General features: G+C 61.0%; 23 protein-coding genes and 1 pseudogene. 10 read left to right on the top strand and 14 right to left on the bottom strand.

The window, feature by feature from the left end; genetic code table 11:
• Together HW452_RS11825 and HW452_RS11820 are read right to left on the bottom strand one after the other, a co-directional pair.
• Positions 1–104 (bottom strand): annotated as a pseudogene (locus tag HW452_RS11825) (gamma-glutamyl-gamma-aminobutyrate hydrolase family protein); the annotation flags it as partial.
• A 69-nt stretch (positions 105–173) separates the two neighbouring features.
• Positions 174–1,181, bottom strand: a complete 1,008-nt coding sequence (locus HW452_RS11820; protein ID WP_224106303.1) for an amidoligase family protein — start codon at positions 1,179–1,181, stop codon at positions 174–176.
• Between the two features lie 160 nt (positions 1,182–1,341).
• On the opposite strand from HW452_RS11820, the gene HW452_RS11815 reads away from it, so the two are divergent.
• Positions 1,342–3,765, top strand: a complete 2,424-nt coding sequence (locus HW452_RS11815) for a mechanosensitive ion channel domain-containing protein (protein ID WP_224106302.1) — start codon at positions 1,342–1,344, stop codon at positions 3,763–3,765.
• Here the strand turns inward: HW452_RS11815 and HW452_RS11810 are convergent.
• Both HW452_RS11810 and HW452_RS11805 read right to left on the bottom strand, forming a co-directional pair.
• Complete coding sequence (locus HW452_RS11810) at positions 3,685–4,113, bottom strand: hypothetical protein (RefSeq protein WP_224106301.1); 429 nt, start codon at positions 4,111–4,113, stop codon at positions 3,685–3,687. The two genes, HW452_RS11815 and HW452_RS11810, sit on opposite strands and share 81 nt — an antisense overlap.
• A 17-nt stretch (positions 4,114–4,130) precedes the next feature.
• The gene (locus HW452_RS11805) at positions 4,131–5,066 is read right to left on the bottom strand and encodes a DnaJ domain-containing protein (RefSeq protein WP_224106300.1); all 936 of its coding nucleotides are present in this window, start codon (positions 5,064–5,066) and stop codon (positions 4,131–4,133) included.
• A gap of 112 nt (positions 5,067–5,178) precedes the next feature.
• On the opposite strand from HW452_RS11805, the gene HW452_RS11800 reads away from it, so the two are divergent.
• A complete protein-coding gene (locus tag HW452_RS11800; RefSeq protein ID WP_224106312.1) occupies positions 5,179–6,630 on the top strand; it encodes a hypothetical protein in 1,452 nt (483 codons plus the stop codon).
• A 70-nt stretch (positions 6,631–6,700) separates the two neighbouring features.
• On the opposite strand, the gene HW452_RS11795 is transcribed toward HW452_RS11800, so the two are convergent.
• The 8 genes from HW452_RS11795 to HW452_RS11760 all read right to left on the bottom strand — a co-directional run bounded on the left by HW452_RS11795 (position 6,701) and on the right by HW452_RS11760 (position 14,817).
• Entirely contained in the window at positions 6,701–7,825 is a 1,125-nt protein-coding gene (locus tag HW452_RS11795; RefSeq protein ID WP_224106299.1) for an aminotransferase class V-fold PLP-dependent enzyme, read from the bottom strand.
• Between the two features lie 165 nt (positions 7,826–7,990).
• Positions 7,991–8,410, bottom strand: a complete 420-nt coding sequence (gene cdd, locus HW452_RS11790) for a cytidine deaminase (protein ID WP_224106298.1) — start codon at positions 8,408–8,410, stop codon at positions 7,991–7,993.
• 24 nt (positions 8,411–8,434) lie between these two features.
• Positions 8,435–9,160 carry a purine-nucleoside phosphorylase gene (gene deoD, locus HW452_RS11785; RefSeq protein WP_224106297.1) on the bottom strand — a complete coding sequence of 242 codons (726 nt, stop codon included), beginning with the start codon at positions 9,158–9,160 and terminating at the stop codon, positions 8,435–8,437.
• A 32-nt stretch (positions 9,161–9,192) separates the two neighbouring features.
• On the bottom strand, positions 9,193–10,437 hold the full coding sequence (locus tag HW452_RS11780; RefSeq protein WP_224106296.1) for a phosphopentomutase: 1,245 nt from the start codon (positions 10,435–10,437) through the stop codon (positions 9,193–9,195).
• Between the two features lie 28 nt (positions 10,438–10,465).
• A complete protein-coding gene (gene deoA, locus HW452_RS11775) occupies positions 10,466–11,794 on the bottom strand; it encodes a thymidine phosphorylase (protein ID WP_224106295.1) in 1,329 nt (442 codons plus the stop codon).
• 1 nt (position 11,795) lies between these two features.
• On the bottom strand, positions 11,796–12,587 hold the full coding sequence (deoC, locus tag HW452_RS11770; RefSeq protein ID WP_224106294.1) for a deoxyribose-phosphate aldolase: 792 nt from the start codon (positions 12,585–12,587) through the stop codon (positions 11,796–11,798).
• 73 nt (positions 12,588–12,660) lie between these two features.
• The gene (locus HW452_RS11765; RefSeq protein WP_224106293.1) at positions 12,661–13,944 is read right to left on the bottom strand and encodes a NupC/NupG family nucleoside CNT transporter; all 1,284 of its coding nucleotides are present in this window, start codon (positions 13,942–13,944) and stop codon (positions 12,661–12,663) included.
• 36 nt (positions 13,945–13,980) lie between these two features.
• The gene (locus HW452_RS11760) at positions 13,981–14,817 is read right to left on the bottom strand and encodes an outer membrane protein OmpK (protein ID WP_224106292.1); all 837 of its coding nucleotides are present in this window, start codon (positions 14,815–14,817) and stop codon (positions 13,981–13,983) included.
• Positions 14,818–15,083: 266 nt separating this feature from the next.
• Here HW452_RS11760 and HW452_RS11755 point away from each other — a divergent pair, with 266 nt between their 5' ends.
• The 6 genes from HW452_RS11755 (at position 15,084) to cyoE (ending at position 20,943) form a co-directional block, all read left to right on the top strand.
• Complete coding sequence (locus tag HW452_RS11755) at positions 15,084–15,878, top strand: DeoR/GlpR family DNA-binding transcription regulator (protein ID WP_224106291.1); 795 nt, start codon at positions 15,084–15,086, stop codon at positions 15,876–15,878.
• Between the two features lie 276 nt (positions 15,879–16,154).
• Positions 16,155–17,144 (top strand): ubiquinol oxidase subunit II, encoded by a 990-nt coding sequence (gene cyoA / locus HW452_RS11750; RefSeq protein ID WP_224106290.1) that lies wholly within the window; start codon positions 16,155–16,157, stop codon positions 17,142–17,144.
• 2 nt (positions 17,145–17,146) lie between these two features.
• Positions 17,147–19,123 carry a cytochrome o ubiquinol oxidase subunit I gene (gene cyoB / locus HW452_RS11745; protein ID WP_224106289.1) on the top strand — a complete coding sequence of 659 codons (1,977 nt, stop codon included), beginning with the start codon at positions 17,147–17,149 and terminating at the stop codon, positions 19,121–19,123.
• Positions 19,123–19,737 (top strand): cytochrome o ubiquinol oxidase subunit III, encoded by a 615-nt coding sequence (cyoC, locus tag HW452_RS11740; protein WP_224106288.1) that lies wholly within the window; start codon positions 19,123–19,125, stop codon positions 19,735–19,737. The genes cyoB and cyoC overlap by 1 nt, the downstream gene beginning before the upstream one ends.
• A gap of 1 nt (position 19,738) precedes the next feature.
• A complete protein-coding gene (gene cyoD, locus HW452_RS11735) occupies positions 19,739–20,062 on the top strand; it encodes a cytochrome o ubiquinol oxidase subunit IV (RefSeq protein ID WP_224106287.1) in 324 nt (107 codons plus the stop codon).
• Positions 20,020–20,943 (top strand): heme o synthase, encoded by a 924-nt coding sequence (gene cyoE / locus HW452_RS11730; RefSeq protein ID WP_224106286.1) that lies wholly within the window; start codon positions 20,020–20,022, stop codon positions 20,941–20,943. Before cyoD ends, cyoE begins: the two co-directional genes overlap by 43 nt.
• An 89-nt stretch (positions 20,944–21,032) precedes the next feature.
• Here the strand turns inward: cyoE and pta are convergent, their stop codons facing one another.
• Together pta and HW452_RS11720 are read right to left on the bottom strand one after the other, a co-directional pair.
• Positions 21,033–23,225, bottom strand: a complete 2,193-nt coding sequence (pta, locus tag HW452_RS11725; RefSeq protein ID WP_224106285.1) for a phosphate acetyltransferase — start codon at positions 23,223–23,225, stop codon at positions 21,033–21,035.
• On the bottom strand, positions 23,222–24,406 hold the full coding sequence (locus HW452_RS11720) for an acetate/propionate family kinase (RefSeq protein WP_224106284.1): 1,185 nt from the start codon (positions 24,404–24,406) through the stop codon (positions 23,222–23,224). Before HW452_RS11720 ends, pta begins: the two co-directional genes overlap by 4 nt.
• 153 nt (positions 24,407–24,559) lie before the next feature.
• Between HW452_RS11720 and HW452_RS11715 the strand changes: the two genes are divergently transcribed.
• Together HW452_RS11715 and HW452_RS11710 are read left to right on the top strand one after the other, a co-directional pair.
• Complete coding sequence (locus HW452_RS11715; RefSeq protein WP_224106283.1) at positions 24,560–25,480, top strand: EamA family transporter; 921 nt, start codon at positions 24,560–24,562, stop codon at positions 25,478–25,480.
• Between the two features lie 77 nt (positions 25,481–25,557).
• Entirely contained in the window at positions 25,558–26,067 is a 510-nt protein-coding gene (locus HW452_RS11710) for a porin family protein (protein WP_224106282.1), read from the top strand.
• Positions 26,068–26,155 lie beyond the last annotated feature (88 nt).

The following is a 26,155-nucleotide window of genomic DNA, read 5'->3' as shown; positions in this document are numbered from 1 at the left end:
CGCAGCGGCTTGCCGCCGTGGCGCCATACGGCAAACCAGTCAAACCACCAGGCGAGTTGGCTTTTATAATCCGAGGTGGTGATTCCAATGAGCGGCCGGGACATTCAGATATATTCCCTTTGAGTATTCAAGATGAGAGGGCGCCTTGAGCGTCAGGCGGTTCTGCGCCGATGCTAACGCCGGCGCTTCCAGCACATCAGCCTGTCTTTCAGGCGCTTCCACAGCGGTTGGTTCTGCCTGGCGATGTACTCGTCGCAGCGGGCGCGTAGCGCCACGTCATCGGCGGCCAGCTTCTCTACTTCGACCCATCGGTTCCATTCGGTAACCGCCCCCCAGCCGGGCTGGGAAAGCTGCGCATTGGGCAGCCGGTAGTGAAAGGTCGGGCGTGGCTTGGTAAGCTTGGTGTGCAGGAGCTCGTGAGTGTGGTCAGGGCGCAGATAGGCAAACAGCGGCAGCAGATCAAGCTCACGATTGCGGGTCGGATTGTACGCAAGGTAGTCATCGATGAACGTGTCCAGGTCCGGCTCATAGCGGCTATCCAGAACCTTGAGCGCATACTCCTTGTGAAACGGGTTGGCGTGGGGAAGCACTTCTCGGGTGATATCCACCTTGATCTCGTCGCGCAGCCAATGGGCCAGCAGCAGGTAGGCACGCAGCATTCTCAGCAGGTACTCGACATCCAGGCGCTCGACCTCGAGATTGAGGTGCAGGCCAAACCCGTACAGAAGGCTTGCATCGGTTCCCTTGGCGCCCTGCTCGCGCAGCGCATCGAAGATGGTATCCAGGCCTTCGAGCTCGCTCCAGGGCACGGGCGGGCAGATGAGCTCGGTAGGCACCAGGCCAGACACCATGTCGCCGATCAGCTCGCGGGTTTTCTGATGAAACTCTACCCGACGCTCGTGCTTGAGACGCTCCCATTCGCTGTCCTGGTGGCGGCTGTCATCGAGGACCGCCTGATCCGGATGGGCGTACTGCGTATCGAGCTCGATACCGAACTCGCCCCAGCGCGTGCTTTCCACCTGTAGTCGATGGGGGCTGACCACGTTAAGCTCACCGCCGAACAGATCACGCACTACCTGGGCCGTGTCGCGTGGTGGCAGACCGGCAAACTCAATCTCGACGCCTACGTGGCGTATCTTGCCATCGCTATTGAACCGGTTGGGTGGAGCTTGCAGCGTCATCTCGGCATCCTGTGAGGTGAACGTTTAAACTATCAGCCTATCATAGTCACTCGAGAAGGCCGTCACGCAAGAAGACGAAGCGGGTTCGTCAACGCAGCGGGCCCTCTGCCATCCTGACGATACCGCGAATCATTTACCCATCCATTTTCGGGAGCAAGGCGTGCGACAGCACTGGATAATCAACACTGTCATCGGCCTCATTCTGACATTCGTTGTCTGCGTGGCGCCGGCCCAGGCACAAATGCCCGGCGTTTCATTGCCAAGCCTCGGAGGAGAGACCAGTAACGAGACCGATGTCAGCAGCGACGAGTTCCAACGCTCGCTCGACGATGTCATCGGTATGCTCGAAAACGAGGAGCGGCGCACTGAGCTGCTCAGCTCGCTGCGAGAGCTGCAGGTCACAAGCGACGCTGCAGAAGAAGAGACGGTCGTGCGTCAGGGGCTGCTGGGGGCGCTTGCCGATACGCTGACCGATATCGGCGAGCATGCCCAGGCGGGGGATTCCCCCATTGACGAGTGGTCCAGGCAGCTGGTTCAGGGCGCAGCTGACCTTCGCGCGTTGAACGACGAGGCAAGCCAGGGCGAAGTGATCCGTGCCGTGGCCGATGGTGCCGTGCTGGCGGTGATATGGGTCACGCTGCTGGTCGTGATGATCGCCTTCGGGCGCCTGGTGGCCACGCGGCGCAACTGGCCGCTGGATTTGCCCCGCGACCCCAAGGCGTGGCTGCTGGCTGCCCACTTTCTGCGCCGCATGCTGCCCTGGGTGCTGGCCTTCCTCATTACCCTGGGTGTGGGGCAGCTGCTTTCCTATAGCGCAGGGCGCACGCTGGTACTGGTCGTGGCTTACATCTGCCTGTGCGGGCGGGCGCTTTCGGTGGTATTTGAAACGGTCATTGCCTTCTTCAGCCGGGGCCACCGATTCACCGCCGTCCAACTGCTTCAGCAGCAGGCGCTGCGCGGACTTTTCGTGATTGGCGCGCTGATCGCGCTGGGTGATGCGGTCAACTCGACCCGCCTGGTCGAGCTGCTGGGTGGCGAGCTTGCAAGTCTGGTATCCGTGCTGGCCAACATGCTGGCCGCGCTGCTCTCGGCTCGGTTCATCATCAAGTTCAAGCGGCCGGTACGCCAGCTGATCTGTAACCGGCCCTACAAGCAGCGCCGCGACGCCAGCACGGCGGTGGAAATGATTCGCGGTCTTGGTGGACTCTGGCACGTACCGGCGCTTCTGCTGGTAGGTGGCTCGCTGCTGGCCATCTTCATTACCGTGGGCGATGTGGGCACGGCCTTGGCCCGTTCGATCATTTCCGCCAGCCTGCTGGTACTCACCCTGGTCATCACCGGCCTGCTGCGCCGTCAGGAAGTTCGGCTTGGCAAGCGCCGCCATCGCCGCCGCCAGAGCCAGTACCGTAAACGTCTGGAGCGCTTCGGATTCGTGCTGGCGCACATCTGTTCGTGGATGGTGTTTGCCGAACTCTTCATGCAGATTTGGGGCGGCTCGCTCTTCGGGCTGGGCCAGCAGGCAGTGGCAAGCGCGCGTATCGGCCAGGCCCTGGTGAGTCTGGGGGCCACCATCCTGCTGGCGTGGCTGGTATGGATCTTTGCCGATACGGCGATCCAGCGGGCGCTTACCTCATCAGGGCGGGCCAGAGGGCGCCGGGTCAATCAGGCGCGTGCACAGACCATCACGCCGATGATCCGTAACGTGATCTTCGTGGCTATCCTGATCATCGCCTTCATCGTCGGGCTTGCGAATCTGGGGGTCAACGTCACGCCGCTGCTGGCGGGTGCCGGTGTAATCGGTCTGGCGATTGGTTTCGGCGCCCAGACCCTGGTTCAGGACTTGATTACCGGCATCTTCATTCTGATCGAGGACTCGCTGGCAGTAGATGACTTCGTGCGCATCAATGACCACATGGGCACGGTCGAAGGGCTGACGCTGCGCACCGTGCGCCTGCGCGACCTGGACGGCGTCGTGCATATCATTACCTTCAGCCGGATCGAGTCGATCCACAACATGTCGCGCCAGTTCGGTATCGCCCTGATGCGTATTCGCATTCCCTACGACATGAAAATCGATGATGCGATCACCCTGATGCAGGAGACGGCCCTGGAGCTGCGCAAGGACCCGATGATGCGCCACTACATCTGGTCGCCTCTGGAAATGCAGGGTGTGCAGGGGTTTGAAGAGGGCTGCCCGGTGCTGCGCATGCGTTTTCGCACGGCGCCGGAAATGCAGTGGGACGTATCGCGTGCCTTCAACCTGCTGCTCAAGCAGCGCATGGAAGAGCAGGCCATCGACCTTGGCGTGCCGCGTCTCAGCGTCAGCATGGAGGCGCGTTCAGAAGATCGCATGGCACCTGAAGCGGGCACCGAGCTCGGGTTTGGCACGGCGCAAGGCGACGATCAGCACGCATCCAAGCATAGCCCGCCGCCGCCCAAACCGGCCCCGCGGCCTACCGAGGCCGAGGTAAGGCGCGATGAACGCGAGCGGGCACCGGCGGCATCACGCGGCGAAGACACGGCTCAGCGTGAACCCCACGGCAATCCCTATGCCCGTTCCAGTGCCGAAAGCGGCGATGAGTAGCAAAAAGCCACGCCGTCCACGCACGCGGTTGTAGAGCGATACGGCGTGGCTGACACGGTCGACGAGTTCATCATGCCGCGATACCGCCTGATCCGGTGGCCGGGAGAAGTCGTTGGCCACATCGCCTTGCCAGTGCGCGCCGTGGGTAAGGCCTAGTCGCGCGCGCAGCTGGCCGATGTCGTTCAAGGTCTCGAGTGCTTGATGGTAGCTCTGACGATGGCTGGCCACGCCAAAGACGGCCTCGGCGTCCTGGCGCAGCGCGCTATTGGGGCAGCGGGCCACGGCTTGTTTCAGTTCTTCGTCGTTGGCCTCGGGTGATACGCCAAGGCGTTGGTAAAGGTCGCGCATGGAAGTAGGCCGGTTTTTTATTGATAGGTGTGCATCAGGTAATCATAGGCGCTCTTGATGCGCTGAAAACGTGCCGAAGCGAGCGCAATTCGGTGTTCGCTTTCAGTATAAAAGCGGTCCGGGTGGTGCATCTGCGCCATGCGCCGGTACGCCTTGCGCACTTCCAGCTTGCTCGCGCCGGGCATCAGCCCCAACACGGCCAGCGCTCGCGTGGTGCGGTCCGGCGGTGTGGCGCGGTAGGGCTGCTCGTGGTTGTGCTTCTTCTCCTGGTGTGACTGCCGATGGCGCCGGCTGCGTTCGCGTTCATGCTGCTGTTCGCGCTGACGGGCCTTTTCACGCTCAGCCTGCTCGCGGGCCTGATCGGCCTCCTGCTGGCGCTGTCTGGCCTGCTCGGCTCTTTGCTGTTCCTGCCGGGCCTGTTGGCGGGCGGCTTCGGCCTGGCGAGCCTGCTCGGCCTCGTACTTGGCATAGTGCTCGGCATCATGTATCCGCCAGTAGGCATCGCGGCTGGGGTCTTCAGGAGCGGTCAAGGCACGGCCCGTCAGTTCCTGAAACAGGGTAGCCAGTGTCGCCGGAGGAACATCGAACAGGTCGGCAAGAAAGCGCAGGATATAGTGATTGGCCAGCGACAGCTCGCCGGTATCGGTCGCGACCGCAATGGCCTGGTGCATCACGCCAAGGCCGTGCTCCCTGGAGCACTCCCGACGCAGCACCTCGGCGGCCAGCTGGATCGCCTGAAGATCCTGCTGCTGGGCAATCTGCATCACCGGTGCCAGCTCGTGGCCGTGGCGAAAGTGCACGGATACCTGGGCCAGGCGGCGTCGCCGCTGACCTTCGGACACCTGCTGGCGGTGGCATAGCACCCAGGCCAGCAGCAACAGCTTTGCCGTATCCACTTGGCTACGGCTTTTCAACAGCAGCAGCTCGAAGGGTGAAAAACGGGCAATGGACATTCCCAGGCTCCAGAAACGAAGAGGCGGGCCAACCCCGCGCTAAATGGCTCACCATGCTATTGAGTGCCATGGTATATCATCGTTGAAGGCAATAAAGCAGGAGATTGAGCAGGTGATCAGCGTCGAGCGCAAAAACAGCTTCCAGCTGCGCCTTACCCGGCGCCTCAAGGAAGAGACATCGCATAGGCTTGACGTCTATCTTTTCATGCCGGCGGAGCTGGGTTTGAACGCCCATGTCATTTCCGAAGAGGCATTTTATCACGCCTCGATCAACGTCTCGCGGACTTACTACAGCGATGCCTACCACCTGCCGCTGGTGCATAGCCGCCTTGCCAGCCGCAACCAGCTGGGCAGTGAATCCTACCGGTTGAACCTGAGCCTTTACGCCTATCAGTACGTCGTCGCCATGGAGCGCACGACCCAGGAACTCCTGATGGGCGAGCGCAAGCTGCGCGATGAGCGCCAGAAAGCGTCGGATGAGAATCACAAGAGCAGCCAGGCGCTTTGCGAACAGCTAAACGAGATGTGCGATCTCAGCGAGAGCATCCTGAAAAGGATGCGCCGTCACCAGCCGGCCGATGAGCGTCTCTACAAGTATTTTGCCAACATCGATAATTACCTCTCCTGGTTTACCGAACAGCAGCTGCTTGCCCTGGTGGCGCATATGCCCAGAGGCGGTGACTTCAGCGATATCAAGCGACGCTTCATCAGCATCTGTGAACATGAAGACGAGTACCGTCGCGAGCAGCAGTACAACGCCGAACGGGTCATGACGGACCCCACTCGCATGTCCAACAAGATGCGTTTGCTGCGCCGACTGATCGAGTATCCGATTACCCTCAAGCAGGAGTCGCTGGAACTTGGTAGCGGCGAGCAGAAAGCGGTCAAGGCACTGGCCACCGCGGTGGTCATGGCATGTGTCACGCTAGGCGTGCTGCGCGTGCGCGAAGTGGTGGGCGATATCACCGCACTGTTCGTGCTGGCCATGGCGCTGCTTTATGCCCTGCGCGAGGTGTTCAAGGATGATCTACGCAATACCCTGTGGCGCTGGCTGCGCCGCGGACGACCCAAGTGGCGGCGCCAGTACGTCGACCCTACCCGCAATGCCACGGTGGGCCGTCAGCTGGAATGGTTCGACTACAAGCGCTATGCCGCGCTCGACAAGGATATCCAGCAGATGCGGCGGCGTACGGTGGCCCAGCGCGAAGAGATGGTGCTGCACTACCGCTCCAGCTCGCGAATGTTGCCGACCCGGTTTTTAAGCGGCTATGAGCATACCCGGGAAACGCTGCATATCGATCTTTTGACCCTGACCCGCCTGATGAGCAAGGAGAAGCATCACATCTACCGGCTCAAGGATGGCCAGGCAGTGCGCGAAAGCGTGGAGCGCCGTCATCTGTTCAACCTTATCGTGCGTGAGACGGGCAGCGAAGATCACCCCTATCTGGCGCGCTGGAAGGTCGTGGTGAGCCGTTCGGGCATTGTCGATGTGGAAAAGGTCGCCGATAACATCCCCGGTGAGGAAGCGGCCAAGGAGTCCGTCACCGCAAGCCCGTCTCCATGAGCCCACCATGAAAAACCGCCTGGGCGGGGTAAGCGCGCCAGGCGGTTGATCAAACAAGCACAAAGCGCCGTCAACCGAGCGCGTTGACCGCCTGCTCAAGATTGGCGACGCTGCGCTTCGTCTCGTGCAGCTTGTCCAGGCCGAACAGGCCGATCCGGAAGGTCTGGAAGTCGTCGCCCTCATCGCACATCAGCGGCACGCCGCCAGCGATTTGAACGCCCGCCTGGGCAAACTTGCCCACAAGCCCCGCATCATCGGTGTAGCTGACCACCACGCCGGGCGCTTCAAAGCCTTCCGCCGCCACGCTGACGAACCCATGGCGCTTGAGCATGGCGCGTACTTCTCGGCCAATGGCTTGCTGCTCCTCTTTTACCTTCTCGAAGCCGTAATCGCGGGTTTCCTGCATGATATCGCGCAACTGGCGCAGCGCATCCGTGGGCATGGTGGCGTGGTAGGCATGACCGCCGTTCTCGTAGGCCTGCATGATGGCGTGCCACTTGGCTAAATCGCAGGCGAAGCTGTTGCTCTGGGTTTTTTCCAGGCGCTCCAGGGCGCGCTCGGAGAGCATCACCATGGCGCAGCAGGGCGAACCGCTCCAGCCTTTCTGCGGGGCGCTGACTACCACATCCACACCGAGATCCTGCATATCCACCCACAACGTACCGGCGGCAATCGCGTCCAGCACGAACAGGCCGCCAACCTCGCGGGTCGCCTGGGCCACGGTGCGGATATAGTCATCCGGCAGCAGCAGGCCGGCCGAGGTTTCCACCTGTGGGGCGAACACCACGGCGGGCTTCTCCTCGCGGATACGCGCGGCGGCTTCCTCGGCGGGCACCGGGGCGAAGGGTGACTGGCGGTCCGCCGGGTCGACGCGGCGCGCCTTGAGCACCGTGTGCTGGTCGGTCAGCCGGCCCATATCGATGATCTGGGTCCAGCGGTAGCTGAACCAGCCATTGCGAATCACCAGGGTGTTCTGGTCCAGGGCGAACTGGCGCGCCACTGCTTCCATGCCGAAGGTGCCGCTGCCCGGCACGATCACCACGGCATGCGCGTTGTAGACCTCCTTGAGCGTGGCGGAAATGTCGCGCATCACGTGCTGAAACTGTTGCGACATATGATTGAGCGAACGGTCGGTGTACACCACCGAGTATTCGAGCAGGCCTTTAGGGTCGACGTTGGGCAGTAGGGCCGCCATGGCGTTCTCCTTGATCAATGGGCGCCGGGAAAGCGCAGGGAAGTGGCGCACAGGATACGAGGAATCGTAGGGGGAGGCCAGCGGCGCCCGGGGGACGCCGGAGCAAACAAAAGCCGCCGTCAAAGACGGCGGCAGGCATTACCATGCACCCAGCATGCGGCTTATCTATTGCTGGCCCTGGTGCTTGGGCAGCTGTTCCGGGCCGAAGGCATCCGGCAGCAGCGTCTGCATGGTGTAGGTCTTGAGGACCTCGCCCTGGCGGGAGAGCACCATGATCTGCGTGTCAGGCGTGGCGAACTCGCGAATACGCTGACGGCAGTCGCCGCAGGGCGTGCACAGGTGCTCGCCGGGGCCCATGACATACACCTTGGCAAGCTCGCGCTGGCCGGCGCTGATCATGGCGCTGATCGCCGAGGCTTCCGCACACAGCCCCTTGTAGTGGGCAACTTCCACGTTGCTGCCCACGAACTGCTGGCCGTTCGGGCTTTCCATTACCGCCGCGACCGGGTGGTCGGAGTAGGGCGCATAGGCGTTGGCCAATGCGCTCAGCAGTGTCTCGACCAATGCAGGCTCTGCCTGGCTCATAGGTGACTCCTTTAGGTGATTCACTCAGGCGCTGGCCGCGTCATCGCGCAGCACGGTATCCAGCGCAATCACCATCATGTCGTTGAAGGTGGTCTGGCGGTCGGCGCTGGAGAGCGCTTCGCCCTTCAGAATATGGTCCGAGACGGTGCAGATGGTCAGCGCCCGGGCGCCAAACTCGGCGGCCACCCCGTAAAGACCGGCGGCTTCCATCTCGACCCCTACGATGCCGTAACGCTTCATCAGTTCGGCCATGTCGGCCTGCGGGTTGTAGAACAGGTCCGCCGAGAAGATGTTGCCCACCTTGACGGGCACGTTGCGTGCCTTGGCAGCGGCCACGGCGTGGCTTGTCAGCTCGAAATCGGCAATCGCGGCAAAGTCATGGTCGTTGAAACGCATGCGGTTCACCTTGGAATCCGTGCACGCGCCCATGCCGATCACCACATCGCGCACGTTGACGTCATCGCGTACCGCGCCGCAGGAGCCCACGCGAATGATCGACTTGACGCCGTAATCGGTAATCAGCTCCTTGGCATAGATCGACACGGATGGAATGCCCATGCCGTGGCCCATGACCGAGATCTGGCGGCCCTGGTAAGTGCCGGTATAACCCAGCATGCCGCGCACGTCGTTGACCTGGCGTACGTCGTCAAGGTAGGTGTCGGCAATGTACTTGGCGCGCAGTGGGTCGCCGGGCATGAGCACCGTATCGGCGAAATCACCCTTTTCAGCACTGATATGCGGAGTAGCCATAAAATGTTCCTTTTACACAGTCAACGGCACCATCAGGCCGCGTGGGATAGAAAGCTTTCGCCATCGGCCATGGCAGGCAGGTCGAAATAGTCTGCCAGGGTCTGGCCGATATCGGCAAAGGTGTCGCGCGCCCCCATGGCGCCTGGGGCGAATCCGGCACCGCTGACCATCACGGGGACATACTCCCGGGTGTGCTCGGTGCCTTCCCAGCTCGGGTCGCAGCCGTGATCCGCGGTCAGAATCAGCAGATCGTCGTTGTTCAGTGCAGCGAGCAGCTCCGGCAGGCGAGCATCGAAATGCTCGAGTGCGGCGGCATAGCCCGGCACGTCGCGGCGGTGGCCGTAGACCGAGTCGAAATCGACGAAGTTGGTCATGATCATGGTCGGCCGGTCGCTGGTGTCGGCTGCGGTGCGTGCCACTTCACCCAGCGTGGCGTCCATCAGCGCGTCATGGCCGCTGGCCTTGACCTTGTGGGTGATACCGCAGTGGGCGTAGATGTCGGCAATCTTGCCAATCGACACGACTTCACCGCCAGCCTCCTGAAGCTTCTGCAGCACGGTAGGCGACGGCGGCTCGATGCTGTAGTCGCGGCGATTGCCGGTGCGCGCGAAGCTTGTGCTGTTCTCACCCACGAACGGGCGGGCGATGACCCGACCGATGTTGTAAGGCTCTAAAAGCTCGCGCACGGTTTCGCACAGCGCATAGAGGCGCTCGAGGCCGAAGTGCTCTTCGTGAGCGGCGATCTGGAAGACCGAATCTGCCGAGGTGTAGACGATCGGCTTGCCGGTCGCTACGTGCTCGTCACCCAGCCGGGCGATGATCTCGGTGCCCGAGGCGTGGCAGTTGCCGATCACGCCGGGCAGGTCCGCTTCCTGAACGATCTTGTCCAGCAGTTCAGCGGGGAAGCTGTCGGTCTTGTCGGTGAAGTAGCCCCAGTCGAAGCGCACCGGCACGCCGGCGATTTCCCAATGGCCGGAGGGGGTGTCCTTGCCGCTGGAGACTTCTTGCGCGTGGGCATAGGCGCCTTCGAGCACGTCTGGCAGGGTAACGCCTTCGGCCACCGCGCCGGTGCTGTCCCGGTGGGCGTGAAACAGGCCGAGCCTGGCCATGTTGGGCAGCTTCAGGGGACCTGAGCGTTCTGCGGTATCCGCCTCGCCGCGCGCGCAGGCCGCCGCGATGTGGCCCAGCGTGTCCGAGCCTTCATCGCCGAAGGCGGCGGCGTCGGCGGCACTGCCGATGCCGAAGGAGTCGAGTACCAGCACAATGGCACGTTTCATAGCAGTTACCTCTTCATCAGTCGGCTGATTAAAGTGCTTCACCGCGATAGGTTTTCTGGAGCAGCTCGTCCACGCTCGCCTCGCCTTCACCGAGAGTGAACGCATCGCGCAACTGCTGGGCGGCGCGCTCGGCGGCGTCTTCGCTGCGGGCGTGCACGTAGGCGAGCGGCTGCTGGCGGTCCACCTGAGTGCCCAGTTCGACGATCGCGCTGAAGCCCACGCTGTGGTCGACGTCGGCATCGTTGCGCAGGCGGCCACCGCCCAGTTCCACGACACTCATGCCGACCGCGCGGGTATCGATACGCTGCACGGTACCGGCCTGCTCGGCGTACACGGGTTTGACCACATTGGCCTTGGCAAGGTAGCTGTCCGAGCGCTCCATGAAATCACTCGGGCCGCCCAGCTCGCGTACCATGCGGGCAAATACTTCCGCGGCGGCACCGGAGGTGAGGGCTTTGTCGAGCTGGCTCAGGGCGTCGTCACGGCTGGTGGCCAGTTTGCCGGCCATCAGCATTTCCACGGCAAGCTCACGGGTGACCTGCATGACGCGGCTGTTCGGGCGCTCGCCGCGCAGAAGTTCGAGAGTCTCGACGATTTCCACGGCATTGCCCGCGCACGGGGCCAGCGGCTGGCTCATGTCGGTGAGCAGCGCCGTGGTGGGCGTGCCTGCCTGGGTGGCAACGGAGGCGATGCTCTTGGCAAGCTCGTGGGACTTTTCCGTGGTGGGCATGAAGGCACCGCTGCCGACCTTGACGTCCATGACCAGCGCATCCAGGCCCGAGGCAAGCTTCTTGCCCAGAATGGACGCGGTGATCAGCGGGATCGACTCGACCGTGGCAGTCACGTCGCGCACGCCGTAGATGCGCTTGTCTGCCGGTGCCAGGTTACCGGTCTGGCCGATGATCGCCACGCCCGTGGACTTGACCACGTCGCCAAAGCGCTCCGGGGCGGGGTAGGGGTCATAACCGGGAATTGATTCGAGCTTGTCCAGCGTGCCGCCGGTGTGGCCAAGGCCTCGGCCTGAAATCATGGGAACGAACGCGCCGCAGGCCGCTACCCAGGGCCCGAGTACCAGCGACACCAGATCGCCCACGCCGCCTGTCGAGTGCTTGTCCACCACCGGGCCTGGCAGGTTGAGCGAGTCCCACTGCATGACATGGCCGGAGTCGCGGGTGGCGGTGGTCAGCGCAACCACTTCTTCACGGCTCATGCCGTTTAGAAAGACCGCCATGGTGAAGGCGCCGATCTGGGCGTCACTGATGCGGTCATCGGCAATGCCCTGGATGAATGTCTTGATATCCGAGGCTGCCAACGGCTGGCCGTCACGTTTTAAACGAATCAGTTCTTGCGGGAGCATATCAGTAGCCTCCTTGAGGGGCCGCGCTTTCCGCGCCACCCAGGGTGTTCAATAGATTGGCAAGCAGGCTCGATGCACCAAAGCGGAAGTGCGCGGGGGTCACCCAGGCGCTGCCCATGATGCGATTGGCCAGCGCTAGATAGTCTGCTGCCTCTTCGGAGGTGCGTACGCCGCCTGCCGCCTTGAAGCCTACGTCCTTGCCGCTTGCCTTGATGGCATTGAGCATGATCTCGGCGGCTTCAAGGGTGGCGTTGGTCGTCACCTTGCCGGTGGAGGTCTTGATGAAGTCTGCGCCGCCTTCGATGGCAAGCTCGCTGGCGCGTTTGATCAGCGCCGGGTCCTCGAGTTCGCCGGATTCGATGATGACCTTTAAGAGCGCCTGGCCTGCGCACGCGGCTTTGCACATTTCGACCAGTTCGAGGCCGGTGGCCTCGTCGCCGGCGATGAGCGCGCGGTAGGGGAAGACCACATCGACCTCATGGGCGCCCGAGGCAACTGCATCGCGGGTTTCACGAGCGGCGCTCATGATGTCGTTGCCGCCCGCCGGAAAGTTGGTGACCGTGGCGATCTTTACCAGCTCATCGAGCTTGTGGGCCGTCAGCGCCCGCTGGGCGGTAACGATGAACTGAGGATAGACGCAGACAGCGGCCGGGCTGCCGTAAGGTGTCTTGAGCTGCTGGCAAAGCGCTTCGATGGTCGCGTCGGTATCGCTGTCGTTCAGGCTGGTCAAGTCCATCAGAGAGAGCGCCTGGCGGGCAGCCTGGTTAAGTTCAATCGAGGTAGCAGCGGTCATGAAGTTCTCGCAAGTCAGGAAATATAAACGGGCACTGCGCAAGGCTGCGCAGTGCCCGGGACGTCAGACAGCATCAACTGGTAACGCTGCTCAACGCGATGAAAAAGCCGGCAATGGACGCAGACATCAGGTTGGACAGCGTGCCGGCCAGCACGGCCTTGACGCCAAAGCGGGCGATTTCCGCACGCCGCGTGGGTGCAATGCTGCCCAGGCCGCCCAGCAGAATGGCAATCGAGGACAGATTGGCAAAGCCGCACAGGGCGAATGACAAGATGGCCATGGTATGGGGCGTCATCAATTGACCCGTCGCAGCCACTACCTGTTCCCCGTCGATATAGGGGGCGAGGTTGATAAACGCGACGAACTCGTTGACCACCAGCTTCTGGCCGATGAAGGAGCCGGCAAGGGTTGCCTCTGCCCAGGGCACGCCGAGCATGAAGGCGAGCGGGGCAAACAGCCAGCCAAGAATCATCTCGAGGCTCAGCGCATCGAACCCGAACCAGCCGCCCACGCCGCCCAGAATACCGTTGATCAAGGCAATCAGACCGATGAAGGCCAGCAGCATGGCACCCACGTTGGCAGCCAGCATCAGGCCGGACGTTGCGCCTGAAGCCGCAGCGTCGAGCACGTTGGTGGGTTTGTCTTCTTGCTCCTGAAGCTCTTCATCCACCTTGGAGATGCTGTCGCTGTCGGTGGCGTCCTGGGTTTCCGGCATGATCAGCTTGGCGAACAGCAGTCCGCCGGGCGCGGCCATGAAGGACGCTGCCACCAGATACTCCATCGGGATACCCAGCGCCGCGTAGCCCGCCAGCACCGAACCCGCCACCGAGGCCAGGCCACCACACATCACCGCAAACAGCTGGGAAGGGGTCATGCGGGCAATGAAGGGGCGTACTACCAGCGGCGCTTCGGTCTGGCCCACGAAGATGTTGGCCGTGGCGGAAAGCGATTCGGTCCGCGAGGTACCCAGCGCCTTTTGCAGCGCGCCACCCAGGATGCGGATGACCCATTGCATGATGCCAAGGTAGTAAAGCACCGCAATCAGCGAAGAGAAGAAGATGATGACCGGCAGTACCTTGATGGCAAACACGAAGCCGACGTTATCGACTTCCGCCAGTCCACCAAACAGAAAGCCGATGCCATCGTTGGCGTATACCAGTACCTGGCTTACCCCGGCGGAGATGGTCTGCAAGACCGCCTGGCCAAACGGCACGTAGAGAACGAAGGCGCCGATACCCGCCTGGATGGCGAAGGCACCCAGTACCGTACGCAGGCGGATCGACTTGCGATCATAGGAGAAGATCAGGGCGATGATCACCAGCGTGACCATGCCAACCAAGCTCATAAGGAGTGTCATATGGGGATCCTTTGAGTCCGCGAGGCGCGCCTCGGGTTAGAGTAAGTTGAGCTTGACGGAGTAGATCATCGCATTCTGATAATCGTTGGGCGTACCCAGCTTGTTATCGGAGTAGCGGTACTGTACGCCGGTGGTGATCAGATCGGTCGGGTGCCACCACAGGCTCAGCGCGCCGTTGGTGCCCACGCTTCCTGCCTTGTCGCCGACATAGTTCTGCTCCAGGTAGTCATCGTCGCGGCCGAAGGTCTGCTCGTGCCAGTTGGTCACGCTGAAGTTCTGGTCGAGGGCGGCAAAATCATAGCCCGCGACCCAGCCGGCCATGTAACCGTTCATGCCGGTATAGGCATCGCTTTGCACGCGTGCAGCACCAATGAAGGGTTTGAACCACAGGCCGTTGGCGAACGTGGCGCGATACCCCAGGCCCAGGATCTGATCCTGCTCGCGGCTGTCATAGCCGTAGTCGCGGAAATCGTACACGTGGGCGTAGAGTGAAAGCGGGCTGTCGCCCAGGTAGATGTGCGAGGTGACCTTGCCGGCAGTGCGGAAGTTGTCCTTGCCGCCGCTCGATTCATCGAACTGATCGTTGGTCGGGTTTTCGAAGTCAAAGAATCCGTAGAACTCGCCCCAGCTGAAGCCTGCGCCACCCTCGATCTCAACGTAGGTAAAGTCACTCTTGGCCGCGTTGCTGGCGGTACGGCGCTCGGTGCCGTTGGACCAGTCGAGGTAGTTGACCGAGACGTTGGCAAAGGACCATAGCCGATCGAGCGGCTGCGGCGCGGGCTCGTTGGCCAGCGCCGGGGTCGTGCCCGCCATTAATACGCCAGCACTGAGGGTGACGAGAGAAAAAGTACGCATACGGGTTGGAGCAGTCATGTAAACCTCAAGGAATGATCGCGATCTAGTGTCAAGTTGGAATTGTGTGGGCTGGCGTGAGTGTGAGAATTATAACATTACGTGTTATTTTTTTAACGCCGAATTATAACAATACTGGCTAACGTTATTTAAATGCGGTTGTTCAGGGTCAGATGAGGCAAGAGGATTGCCCCTTGAAAAACTGCCCTTGAAAGAAGTGGTAATTGCGCGGCTGCTCACGCAGCATGCTAAAAAATGCATAATAATGCCCAGTAAGGAGAGCCTGCATGAACGACCGCAGTGCCCAGCGTCTGGATCTGATCGAGCAAACGCTGGCCAGCGGCGGTACGCTGCATCTGCGCGACGCCGCCATTTTATGCGGTGTTTCGGAAATGACCATACGCCGCGACCTTTCAACGCAGCCTTCGGCCCTGGCGCTGTTTGGTGGCCGATTGGTGATGACCCGTTACCCGGGCGCCCCGGTGTATGATCTCGATGAACAGCAGGCCAGTTACCATGCGGTGAAGCGTGCCTTGTGCGAGCGGGCAGCAAGCGTCATTGAAGAAGGCGATACGCTGTTCATCGACTGCGGCTCGACGCTCATTCTCCTGGTGAGCCAGCTTGGTCGTTTTGACGACCTGACGATCGTCACCTATGCGCTCAATGTCGCCTCGGCGGTTGCCGCTTTGCCCAATGTGCGGCTGGTCCTTCTCGGTGGGGTCTACTGCGGTGCGTCTCAGTCCTTCGATAACGATGACGTGGAGAGCGCCATCGAGCGAATCGGCATCAACAAGGCATTTATCTCGGCCGCCGGGGTCGATGGGGAGCGTGGCGTGAGCTGCTTCCATTTCCATGAGGTCGCGCCCAAGCAGGCAGCCATTGCCTCGGCCCAGCAGCGTTTCCTGGTCGTGGATGCGAGCAAGTTCGGCGTTGTTCGTCCGGCCTGCTTCGCGTCATTGAACGATTTCGATACGATCGTGACTAATGAGGGGCATATGCCCGAGCTGCTCGCTCGTTTTACCGGACAGACGCTTCTGGTCGGCTTGCCTCCTGCCTCAACCTGCCCGATGTCTCACTGCTAGGTCGCACCTGGGTGCGTCAAATCGTCGCTTTGCTTCACTGTTTGGTTAAAAGGAAAATACGTCCGCTAGAACTGGCCTCCTTAGATGTTAGGATGTTGGCTCATTCCGCTACCTGCTTCCTACCCGGTAGCGCATATTTTTCCCGGAGCAAGGCCAGTTCATGCTGGCAGCGTGTTCTGGGAAAAGTATGGGGTGATAGTTAGTTGGCATATGGCATATCGTTTGGCTTGCTGTGTGGCGACTAGTTTTGTAACGCAACTCTGACGAGATCGCACCATGCAACAACCTTCCTACTGGCGCAGGACAGGCACTCTGGTGCTCATTGCGCTTTGCTTGCTGCTCGCAGGCTGTAGCTCGGCCTTGATGGACCCGAAAGGCGTGATTGGTGAAACGCAGCGTTCACTGATCCTGAGTTCCTTTGGCCTGATGCTGATCGTGGTCATCCCCGTTATTGTCATGACGATAGTGTTTGGCTGGTACTATCGCCGTAGCAATACGATGGCTGAATACCTGCCCGATTGGGCGCACTCCAACTGGATCGAAGCGATCGTCTGGCTGGTTCCGGTCGTTATTGTCGCTATCCTCGGCATGATCGCCTGGAAGAGCTCTCACGATCTCGATCCTCACCGCGCGCTCGAGAACGAAGAAGTGGCCGAGCTCGAGATCCAGGCCGTGGCGCTCGACTGGAAATGGCTGTTCATTTATCCCGAGCAAGGTATTGCAACGGTCAATGAAGTCGCCTTCCCGGTGGATACGCCCGTTCGTTTCCGGGTGAGCTCGGGGTCTGTCATGAACTCCTTCTTCATTCCTCAGCTGGGTAGCCAGATCTACGCCATGGCGGGAATGGACAACGACGTTTATCTTGAGTCCAACGAAATCGGTACCTACAGTGGTCGCTCGACCAACTATAGCGGTGCTGGCTTCTCGGGCATGGTCTTTGACGCCCATGTCACTTCAGAAGCGGATTTCGAGGCCTGGGTTGCTGAAGTTGCGCAGTCACCCGATACGCTGACCTACCCGGAGGGTTACTCCGAACTGGCGGAGCGTTCGTCGTTCCACCCTGTCGAGTACTTCTCCGACGTTACACCTGAGTTCTATGAGCGCCTGGTGTCGAGCTTCCATACCGGCAGCGACCCTGACACCGACACTCAGGATGCGCCTCGCGCGCCCGCAGTCGATAGCAATGAAGCCTATCAAACGACCGACAACCAAGCAGATGGCGAGGCCGAGGATGGCCAGGCCGTCAGCAATGAGGCGGGAGAATAACCGTGTTCGGTAAACTAAGCTTAGAGGCTTTTCCTCTCCACGAACCCATTCTAGTCATATCGGCTATCGTGGGGATCATAGGCGGTGCTGCCCTGTTGGGTGCGCTGACCTATTTCCGTAAATGGGGCTGGCTGTGGAACGAGTGGTTCACGTCAGTTGACCATAAAAAGCTCGGTATCATGTATTTCATCGCGGCGCTCATCATGCTGCTGCGCGGTTTTGCCGATGCCTTGATGATGCGTACCCAGCAGGCGATCGCGGCGGGTGGCTCGGCGGGTATTCTGCCACCGGACCACTACGACCAGATCTTTACCGCTCACGGCGTCATCATGATCTTCTTTGTGGCCATGCCGATGGTCATCGGTCTGATGAACCTGGTCGTGCCGCTGCAGATTGGTGCGCGCGACGTTGCGTTCCCGTTCCTGAACAACCTGAGCTTCTGGCTGTTCGCGGTATCGGCGGTGCTGATCAACATCTCGCTGTTTGTCGGTGAGTTCGCAACTACCGGGTGGTTGGCCTATGCGCCATTGTCGGGGATAGAGTACAGTCCCGGGGTAGGGGTCGATTACTGGATATGGGCATTGCAGATATCCGGTGTGGGTACCACGCTGACGGGTATCAACTTCTTCGTCACCATCTTGAAAATGCGCACCAAGGGCATGACCCTGTTCCGCATGCCGATCTTTACCTGGACCGCCCTGTGCTCCAACGTAATTATCATTGCCTCTTTCCCGATCCTGACCGCTACCGTGGCCATGTTGACCCTTGATCGTTACCTGGGGATGAACTTCTTCACGAACGACATGGGCGGCAACGTCATGATGTACGTCAACCTGATCTGGGCGTGGGGCCACCCCGAGGTCTACATCCTGATCCTGCCGGCCTTCGGTGTATTCTCTGAAGTCATTGCCACCTTTGCCCGCAAGCGCCTGTTCGGTTACCACACCATGGTATGGGCAACGATTGCCATTACCGTCCTGTCGTTCATCGTCTGGCTGCACCACTTCTTCACCATGGGCGCCGGTGCCAACGTCAACGCCTTCTTCGGCATCATGACGATGATCATCGCGATCCCGACCGGTGTGAAAGTCTTCAACTGGATCTTCACCATCTTCCGTGGTCGTCTGGAGTTGACGTCACCGGTACTGTGGACGCTTGGCTTCATCATCACCTTCACCATTGGTGGTATGACCGGTGTCATGCTGGCCCTGCCGGCGGCCAACTTTGTACTGCACAACAGTCTGTTCGTCATCGCTCACTTCCACAACGTCATCATCGGCGGCGTGGTGTTCGGCATGATGGCCGGTCTGACCTACTGGTTCCCGAAAGCCTTCGGCTTCGTGCTGGACGAGAAGTGGGGCAAGCGGGCCTTCTGGTGCTGGCTCATCGGTTTCTACGTTGCGTTCATTCCGCCGTACATCCTGAGCTTCTACGGTGCCGTGCGTCGCATGCAGTCCTATCCGAATGCTGAGTGGCAGCCGTACATGATCATCGCGTTCATTGGTGCGCTGATCATTGCAGCGGGTATTGCATGTACCCTGATCCAGGTCGTCGTGAGTGTTCGCAACCGCAAGGCCTATGAAGACGTGACGGGCGACCCGTGGGATGGCCGTACGCTCGAGTGGTCTACCTCCTCACCTGCACCGTTCTACAACTTTGCGCACCTGCCGGTGGTTGGCGATATCGACAGCTTCTGGACGCAAAAGCAGCGCAGCAACGAGCAGGCAGAGAATACGCCCTACACCGATATCCACATGCCGAAAAACACCACGGCTGGTCCGATCATCAGTGTCTTTGCGCTGATCTTTGGTTTCGCCATGGTATGGCACATCTGGTGGCTTGCGGCATTCGGCGCCGTCGGCATGCTGGTAAGCTTCCTGGGTCGTGTATTCAATGACGATATCGATTACTACGTACCGGCTGCCGAAGTCGAGCGGATCGAGCGTGCCCATCAACAACGTGTGGAGGCGCAAGCGTAATGGCGACTGAAACGCTACATCACGATGCTCATGCCGATGAGCATGAACACCATCATGATGCCGGTGCTACCAAGGTATTTGGTTTCTGGGTCTACCTGATGAGCGATCTGGTGATCTTCGGATCACTGTTCGCCACCTACGCCGTGCTCATGAGGGGCACGGCGGGCGGGCCGACCGGTGCGGACATTTTTGAACTGCCGCTGATTCTTTTCGGCACCTTTGCCCTGTTGATCAGTAGTTTCACCTTCGGCATGGGCGTGCTGGCGATGAACGCCAACCGTGTCGGCCAGGTGAAGATGTGGCTGGTGGTCACCTTCCTGCTGGGTCTGTGCTTTCTGGGGATGGAGGTCTATGAATTCCATCACCTGATCCATGAAGGCTACGGCCCGGACCGCAGCGGCTTCCTGTCGGCGTTCTTCACGCTGGTAGGTACCCACGGTCTGCACGTGACCTTCGGCATGATCTGGATTCTGGTCATGCTGGTCCAGCTGTCCACCAAAGGTCTGAATGACAAGACACGCCCGCGTATCCTGTGCTTGAGCCTGTTCTGGCACTTCCTGGATATCGTCTGGATCTGTGTATTCTCCTTCGTCTACCTGATGGGAGTGCTGTGATATGAGTTCTTCTAGCCAACCGTCCGGTCACGGATCGGTAAAGTCCTACGTCACGGGCCTTATCCTGTCGCTGGTACTGACCGTCATTCCCTTTGGCGCTGTCATGCTGGGCTCGTTCAGCCTGCCAGTGAACGTGGGCATTATCGTTGTAACGGCCATCTTGCAGATCCTGGTTCAGCTGGTCATGTTCATGCACCTGGACTTCAAGACTGAAGAGGGTTGGAACATGCTGTCCTTCGTCTTCACGGTGGCGATTCTCGCCCTGGTGGTAGGAGGTTCGCTGTGGATCATGCAGCATCTGCATCTCAACATGATGATCGGCTAACTCGCATGCCCAACCGGTGGCACGATCTGCTTGAGTTGACCAAGCCAGGCATCATTGGCGGCAATCTGATTGCCGCCCTTGGCGGCTACTTTCTCGCCGCGCATGGTGAGTTCGACCTGGTGACGTTCGCCTCGGTCATGCTGGGGATTGCACTGGTCATCGCGTCAGGTTGTGCGTGTAACAACGTGATCGACCGCGATATCGATGCACTGATGGCGCGTACGCGCCATCGTCCCCTGGTACGCGGCAGCGTGTCGATCACTCAGGCACTGGGTCTGTCTGCGCTGCTGGGTATCAGTGGTGTGGTCTGCCTGGCGTTGGGTACCAACGGGTTGACCGTGGCACTGGCAGTGATTGGCTGGGGCGTTTATGTCGGGGTGTATAGCCTCTACATGAAGCGCCACTCCGAGTACGGCACGGTGGTAGGCAGCCTTTCCGGCGCCATGCCGCCGGTGGTGGGTTACTGCGCAGTAACCGGCACCTTCGATAGCGGTGCCATCGTTCTGCTGCTGATCTTCTGCCTGTGGCAGATGCCGCACTCCTATGCGATTGCGATCTTCCGCTATGCCGACTATCAGCGCGCCTCGATTCCGGTGCTGCCGGTAGTGCACGGCATCAAGCGGGCCAAGCATCACATCCTGGGCTATATCGTGGCGTTCATTCCGGCGTCGCTGGCCCTGGTGCTTGCAAGCCAGGCGGGTACCGGTTACCTGTGTGTCGCGCTGACCATGGGCGGCTACTGGCTGTATCTTGCCATCTGCGGCTATCGCCTGGATGACGACGTGCGCTGGGCCAAGCGCGTCTTTGGTGTATCGATCCTCACCATCACGGCAATGAGCCTGGTGATCGTGCTGGAGTCCATGGTGCCGATGTGGACCTGATCGATTCACACCGCTAGGCGGTTGAATCAAAAAGCCCCGGACAGCTTGGCTGTTCGGGGCTTTTTCTTGCCTTGAATCTTGCCTGAACGTTACTCGTCAGCCATCGCTTCCCGCTGGCTTGCCTGAATGGCGGTCAGCGCGATGGTGTAGACGATGTCATCCACCAGCGCGCCGCGGGAAAGATCGTTCACGGGCTTGTTCAAGCCTTGCAGCATGGGGCCCACACTTACCACGCGAGCGCTGCGCTGCACCGCCTTGTAGGTAGTGTTGCCGGTATTGAGATCCGGGAACACGAATACCGTGGCACGGCCTGCCACGGGGGAGTCCGGGGCTTTTTGCTTACCCACGCTCTCGATGGCCGCCGCATCGTACTGAAGCGGGCCGTCGATCAGAAGATGCGGGGCGCGCTCCTTGGCAATGCGCGTGGCTTCACGCACTTTATCCACATCGGCACCCGTGCCGGAATCACCGGTGGAGTAGCTGATCATGGCTACCCGCGGCTCGATGCCAAACGCTTCTGCGGAACGGGCACTTTGCAGAGCGATTTCGGCAAGGGTGTCGGCATCCGGGTCCGGGTTTACCGCGCAGTCGCCGTATACCACCACCTGTTCGGGCAGCAGCATGAAGAAGATCGACGATACCTGGCTATATTCAGGGGCGGTCTTGATCAGTTGAAACGCCGGACGAACGGTATTGGCGGTCGTGTGAATGGCGCCGGACACCAAGCCATCCACCTCATCGAGCTGGAGCATCATGGTGCCGAGCACCACGTTGTCCTGCAGCTGAGCTTCGGCGGTCAGCTCATTGAGCTTGCCACGCCGCCGCTCGACCATAGGAGCGATATAGTTCGCGCGGGTGCTTTCCGGGTCGATGATGGTCAAGTCATCAGGCAGCGTGAGGCCCCGGTTGCGGGCGATCTCCTCGATGCTTTCCCGGCTGCCCAGCAGTACGCAGTTGGCAATGCCGCGGCGCTGGCAGATGATCGCCGCCTCCACGGTGCGTGGCTCGTCGCCTTCGGGCAGCACGATGCGCTTGTTCGCCTGCTGGGCCTGCTTGACCAGCTGATGACGAAACGCCGACGGCGACAGACGCCGCATGTAGCTATGGCTCAGGGTAGCCTTGAGCCACTCGAGATCCATGTGAGCCGCCACGTAGCGGGCGACCTGTTCGGCACGCTCGAAGTCGTCGATGGGGATTTCGGTGTTCAGCTCGCTCAGGTGCTGGGCGGTGGTCAGGCTGTCGGTTTCTACCGCCAGCACGGGCAGGCCGGTGCGCAGCGCCGGCCGGCACATCTCGATCATGTTGTCGTTGGGCAGAAAGCCGTTGGTCAGCAGCACGCCGGCCAGCTGGGTGCCATTCATGGTGGCGAGTGCCGAGGCCAGCACCACATCGTCCCGGTCGCCGGAGGCCACGACCAGGCTGCCCGGCGTGAAGATATGCAGCGCGTTGGCCGCACTGCGCGCACACAGGCTGGTAGAAAGTACCCGCCGGCTGGCCGCTTCGCCTTCGTTCAGCAGCTTGGCATTGAGCGCACGGGCCACGTCCAGGGTGCGCGGAGCGGTCAGCGTCCGGCTTTGCGGCACGATACCGATCAGGTGAAAGCTTTCCGTGGCAAGCGACGGCGAGTAGCGGCGCAGCTCCGCCAGCACCGGCTCTTCAAGCTGGGGCTTGATGGTGCCAGGCGCGGCGGAAAGGTCGTCCTCCTGGCCGTAGGGCAGATTCTTCATGCGCATCAGAATGCCGCCCAACGTACGCGCCGAACTGACACCGCCAAAGCTTCGCGCGTGCATGTCCAGCTCTTCGGCCAGGCGCTGGGGTTCGTTCAGGTCGCCAGTGCCCACCAGAATGATGCGCGCATTGAGGGCGTGAGCCAGCTGGGCATTGGTTTGGGTAGCATAGGTAGTGTGCTGGGTAGGCACCACGCCTTCCACCACCACCAGATCGAGCGCATGGCTGTCGCGCTCGGCCTGCTGCACTACCTGATCGAAAAGCTCGACCACATTTTCCATCAGCTCATCGGTCTGATCATCGCGCAGCAGGCGCTCCAGCCGGGCCTGAGAAATGGGCGAGGGCGGGCGCTGGTTCAGGGTGCGCGACACCAGCGCCGTCGAGCGGTCGAGCCCCGGCCCGTTCAGCTCGTTTTGCATGAACGGTTTCAGGAATCCTGCCTTTAGGCCGATGGTATCCAGCGCCTGAATCAGGCCTAGGCAGGCTGAGGTCAACCCGGCGCCCACGCTGGTGGGCACCAGGAGAATGGCTTGCGGCTGGGTCGACGCGCTCATTGGGTGTCCTCCAGGCAGCGGCGGGTTTCCATGGCGATCCGGCCCTCTTCATCGGTCGGGATGACCCACACCTCGGGGCCTGCATGATTATCGCTATCCAGCTTGCCTTCCTGGCCGCGAATCATGGCATCGTTGCGCATGTCATTCAGGGCAAAGCCGAAATGGGGCAAGAGGTCGATCACCCGGCGGCGCACGATGGGCGAGTTTTCGCCGATGCCTCCGGTGAAGATCACCCCGTCAAGGGTAGGCAGGGCGCAGGAGAGGGCGGCCAGGGATTTGGCGATGCGGTAGCAGAAAACATCCAGCGCCAGCGTGGCGCCTTCGTGGCCCTGTTCGGCGGCCTCTTCCACTTCGCGCATGTCGTTGGTCAGCCCCGATAGGCCAAGCAGCCCGCTCTGCTTGTTGAGCACATCGTCGATCTTGTCCAGCGACCAGCCAAGCTGACGATGCAGGTGGGCGTGCAGGCCCGGGTCCACGTCGCCGCTGCGGGTGCCCATCACCAGGCCTTCGAGCGGGGTAAGCCCCATGCTGGTGTCCTGACTCTGGTTGTTCCAAACCGCACAGGTGGAGCAGCCGTTACCCAAGTGAGCGGTCAGCCAGCCGCCCGCGCCGCGTGCGCTGAGCGTTGCGGCGCGCTGGCTGACGAAGGCATGGCTGGTGCCGTGAAACCCGTAGCGGCGAATACCGTGTTCGGCGTACAGACTTTCCGGCAGGGCGTAGCGGTACGCGGTGGGCGAGAGGCTCTGATGAAAGGCGGTGTCGAAGACCGCCACCTGGGGAAGGTCGGGAAATACCTTCTGCGTCGCGGCGATACCGGCCAGGTTGGCGGGGTTATGCAGCGGCGCCAGCGCCGCGGTGGCTTCGATGGCGCTGACGACGCTTTCATCGATCAACGCGGCCTGGGTGAACTTCTCGCCGCCATGGACGATGCGGTGGCCGATGGCGCCGGGCGTGCGGCCTTCCAGGTGCTCGAGAATCGCGCTCAGCGCCTGGGTGTGGTCGGCATTGGGCAGTGCCTGTTCAAAGCGCTTGCCGGTACTCGTCTTCCCCTTCAGGCAAGCATCGACGCTGCCCAGGCGTTCGGCAATACCGGCCAGGCGCGGCGCGTCCGGGTCAGTATCGATCAGCGCATACTTGATGGAGGAAGAACCACAATTGATGATCAGCACCGGTACATTCATAGAAAAGTATCTGCCAGGAAAGTAGGGGTTAAGTTTGTACTTTAGTTTAACTAGCGGCAAGGGACATTAATGCACGTCAGTATTTGTTTAGCCCTCTATGTACAATGCAGGCTCTGTTAGCCGTTTGTTGCGTCCACTTGCCGCCTGGTGCCTATGTCCGATTCGTCCATTTCCCGTTCACTGCCACGCCATCTGGCCATTGCATTACTGCTCACCGTGGGCACCATGTTTGCGGCCAATCACGTCTCGGCGCGGCTGGCGTTCGATAACGGCACGGGGCTGCTGCTCGCCGTACTTACCCGTTCTGGGTTGGCCTGTATCATCCTCATCGTACTGGTTACGGCACAGAAAAAAAGCCTGCGGCTGCCGCGGGGAGCCTGGCCCTGGCAGCTGGCGGTGGGTCTTTTGATCACCATTCAAAGTGTGAGCCTCTACTCGGCGGTGGCGCGGCTGCCGGTGGTGATTGCGCTGCTGCTGGTGAATACCTTTCCCATTCAACTGGCGCTGTTGAGCTGGGCGTTGGGCGGGCCGCGACCAACCCTGCGCAGCAGCCTGATCATGGGCACCATCTTGATCGGGTTATTGATCGTGCTGGATATCCCGGCCTGGATGACCAGCGCGGAGGCCATGGGGCCTGAATGGCTTGCCGGCATCGCCTTCGGGCTGACCGCCGCGTTCGTGTTCGCCTGTGCGCTGTGGATTACCGAGCACCGCCTGGCCCGGGTGGGCAGCACGCTGCGCAGCCTGTTGACCATGCAGACCGTGTTCTTCGCCATGGTGATAGGTGGCGTTCTGGGTGTAGTGCCGGGCGGCATGAGCCTGCCGGATAACAGCCAGGGCTGGATTGGCCTTGGCCTGCTGGCGCTCTTGTACGCGACCGGCTTCTCGACGCTGTTCATCTTCGTGCCGCGCTTGAACATGGCCCGCAATGCGCCGGTCATGAATATCGAGCCGGTGGCCTCACTGGTGATAGGCTACTTCGTGCTGGGCCAGATGCTAAGCCTTGGCCAGCTGATAGGCGGCGCCATGGTCGTGAGTGGTATCGTCGCGCTCAGCGTGTCTCGGCAGCAGTAGCAGTTGCGTTCTTTCCAAGGATCGATCACAATGGATTTTTGTAAGGAAACACTGTTTTTTAACTGAGGTTCAATGCTATGAAGATGACTGTATCATCACTCTCCGCTGCGGCACTGCTGGTAGGCGCCAGCGTATTCGCGGTATCGGCACAGGCTCAACAGGCATTTGGCTATCCGGAAGGTTACGTGGCGGGTGATGCCATGTTCTGGAGCCTGGACCCGGACCGCGGCTCATCGCGCGATGATGTAGGCCTGCGCCTGCGCGGTGGCGCGCAGTTCAACGATTATTTCGCGCTCGAAGGTCACCTGGGTACTGGCGGCTCTGACGGCGGCGCCGAGCTCGACTACCTGATTGGCGCCTATGCCAAGGGTATCGCACCGATTACCCCCACCGCGCGCGTGTACGGCCTGGTGGGTATGACCGAGGTGGATTTTGACCTCGATCGGGAAAGCGGCTTCTCCTACGGGGCGGGCGGCGAGGTCGACGTGGCCAACAACCTGTCCATCAGCGCGGACTACATGCGCTATCTGGACAAGTCGGCCTACGATTTCGACGCGGCGAGCGTTGGCTTGCGCTACCGCTTCTAACGCCACGCCAAGCGTTCAGCGCTATATGACCCCAGGGCCTGCGCCCTGGGGTTTTTTTATGCCTGGCAAGGGGCAAGGAGGAAGCGGC

The sequence above is a fragment of the Vreelandella aquamarina genome, from assembly GCF_020075495.1.
In the GTDB taxonomy this organism is placed as follows: domain Bacteria; phylum Pseudomonadota; class Gammaproteobacteria; order Pseudomonadales; family Halomonadaceae; genus Vreelandella; species Vreelandella aquamarina_A.
Note: the sequence above shows the minus strand (reverse complement) of the source record. Positions and strands in the feature narration are given on the sequence as shown.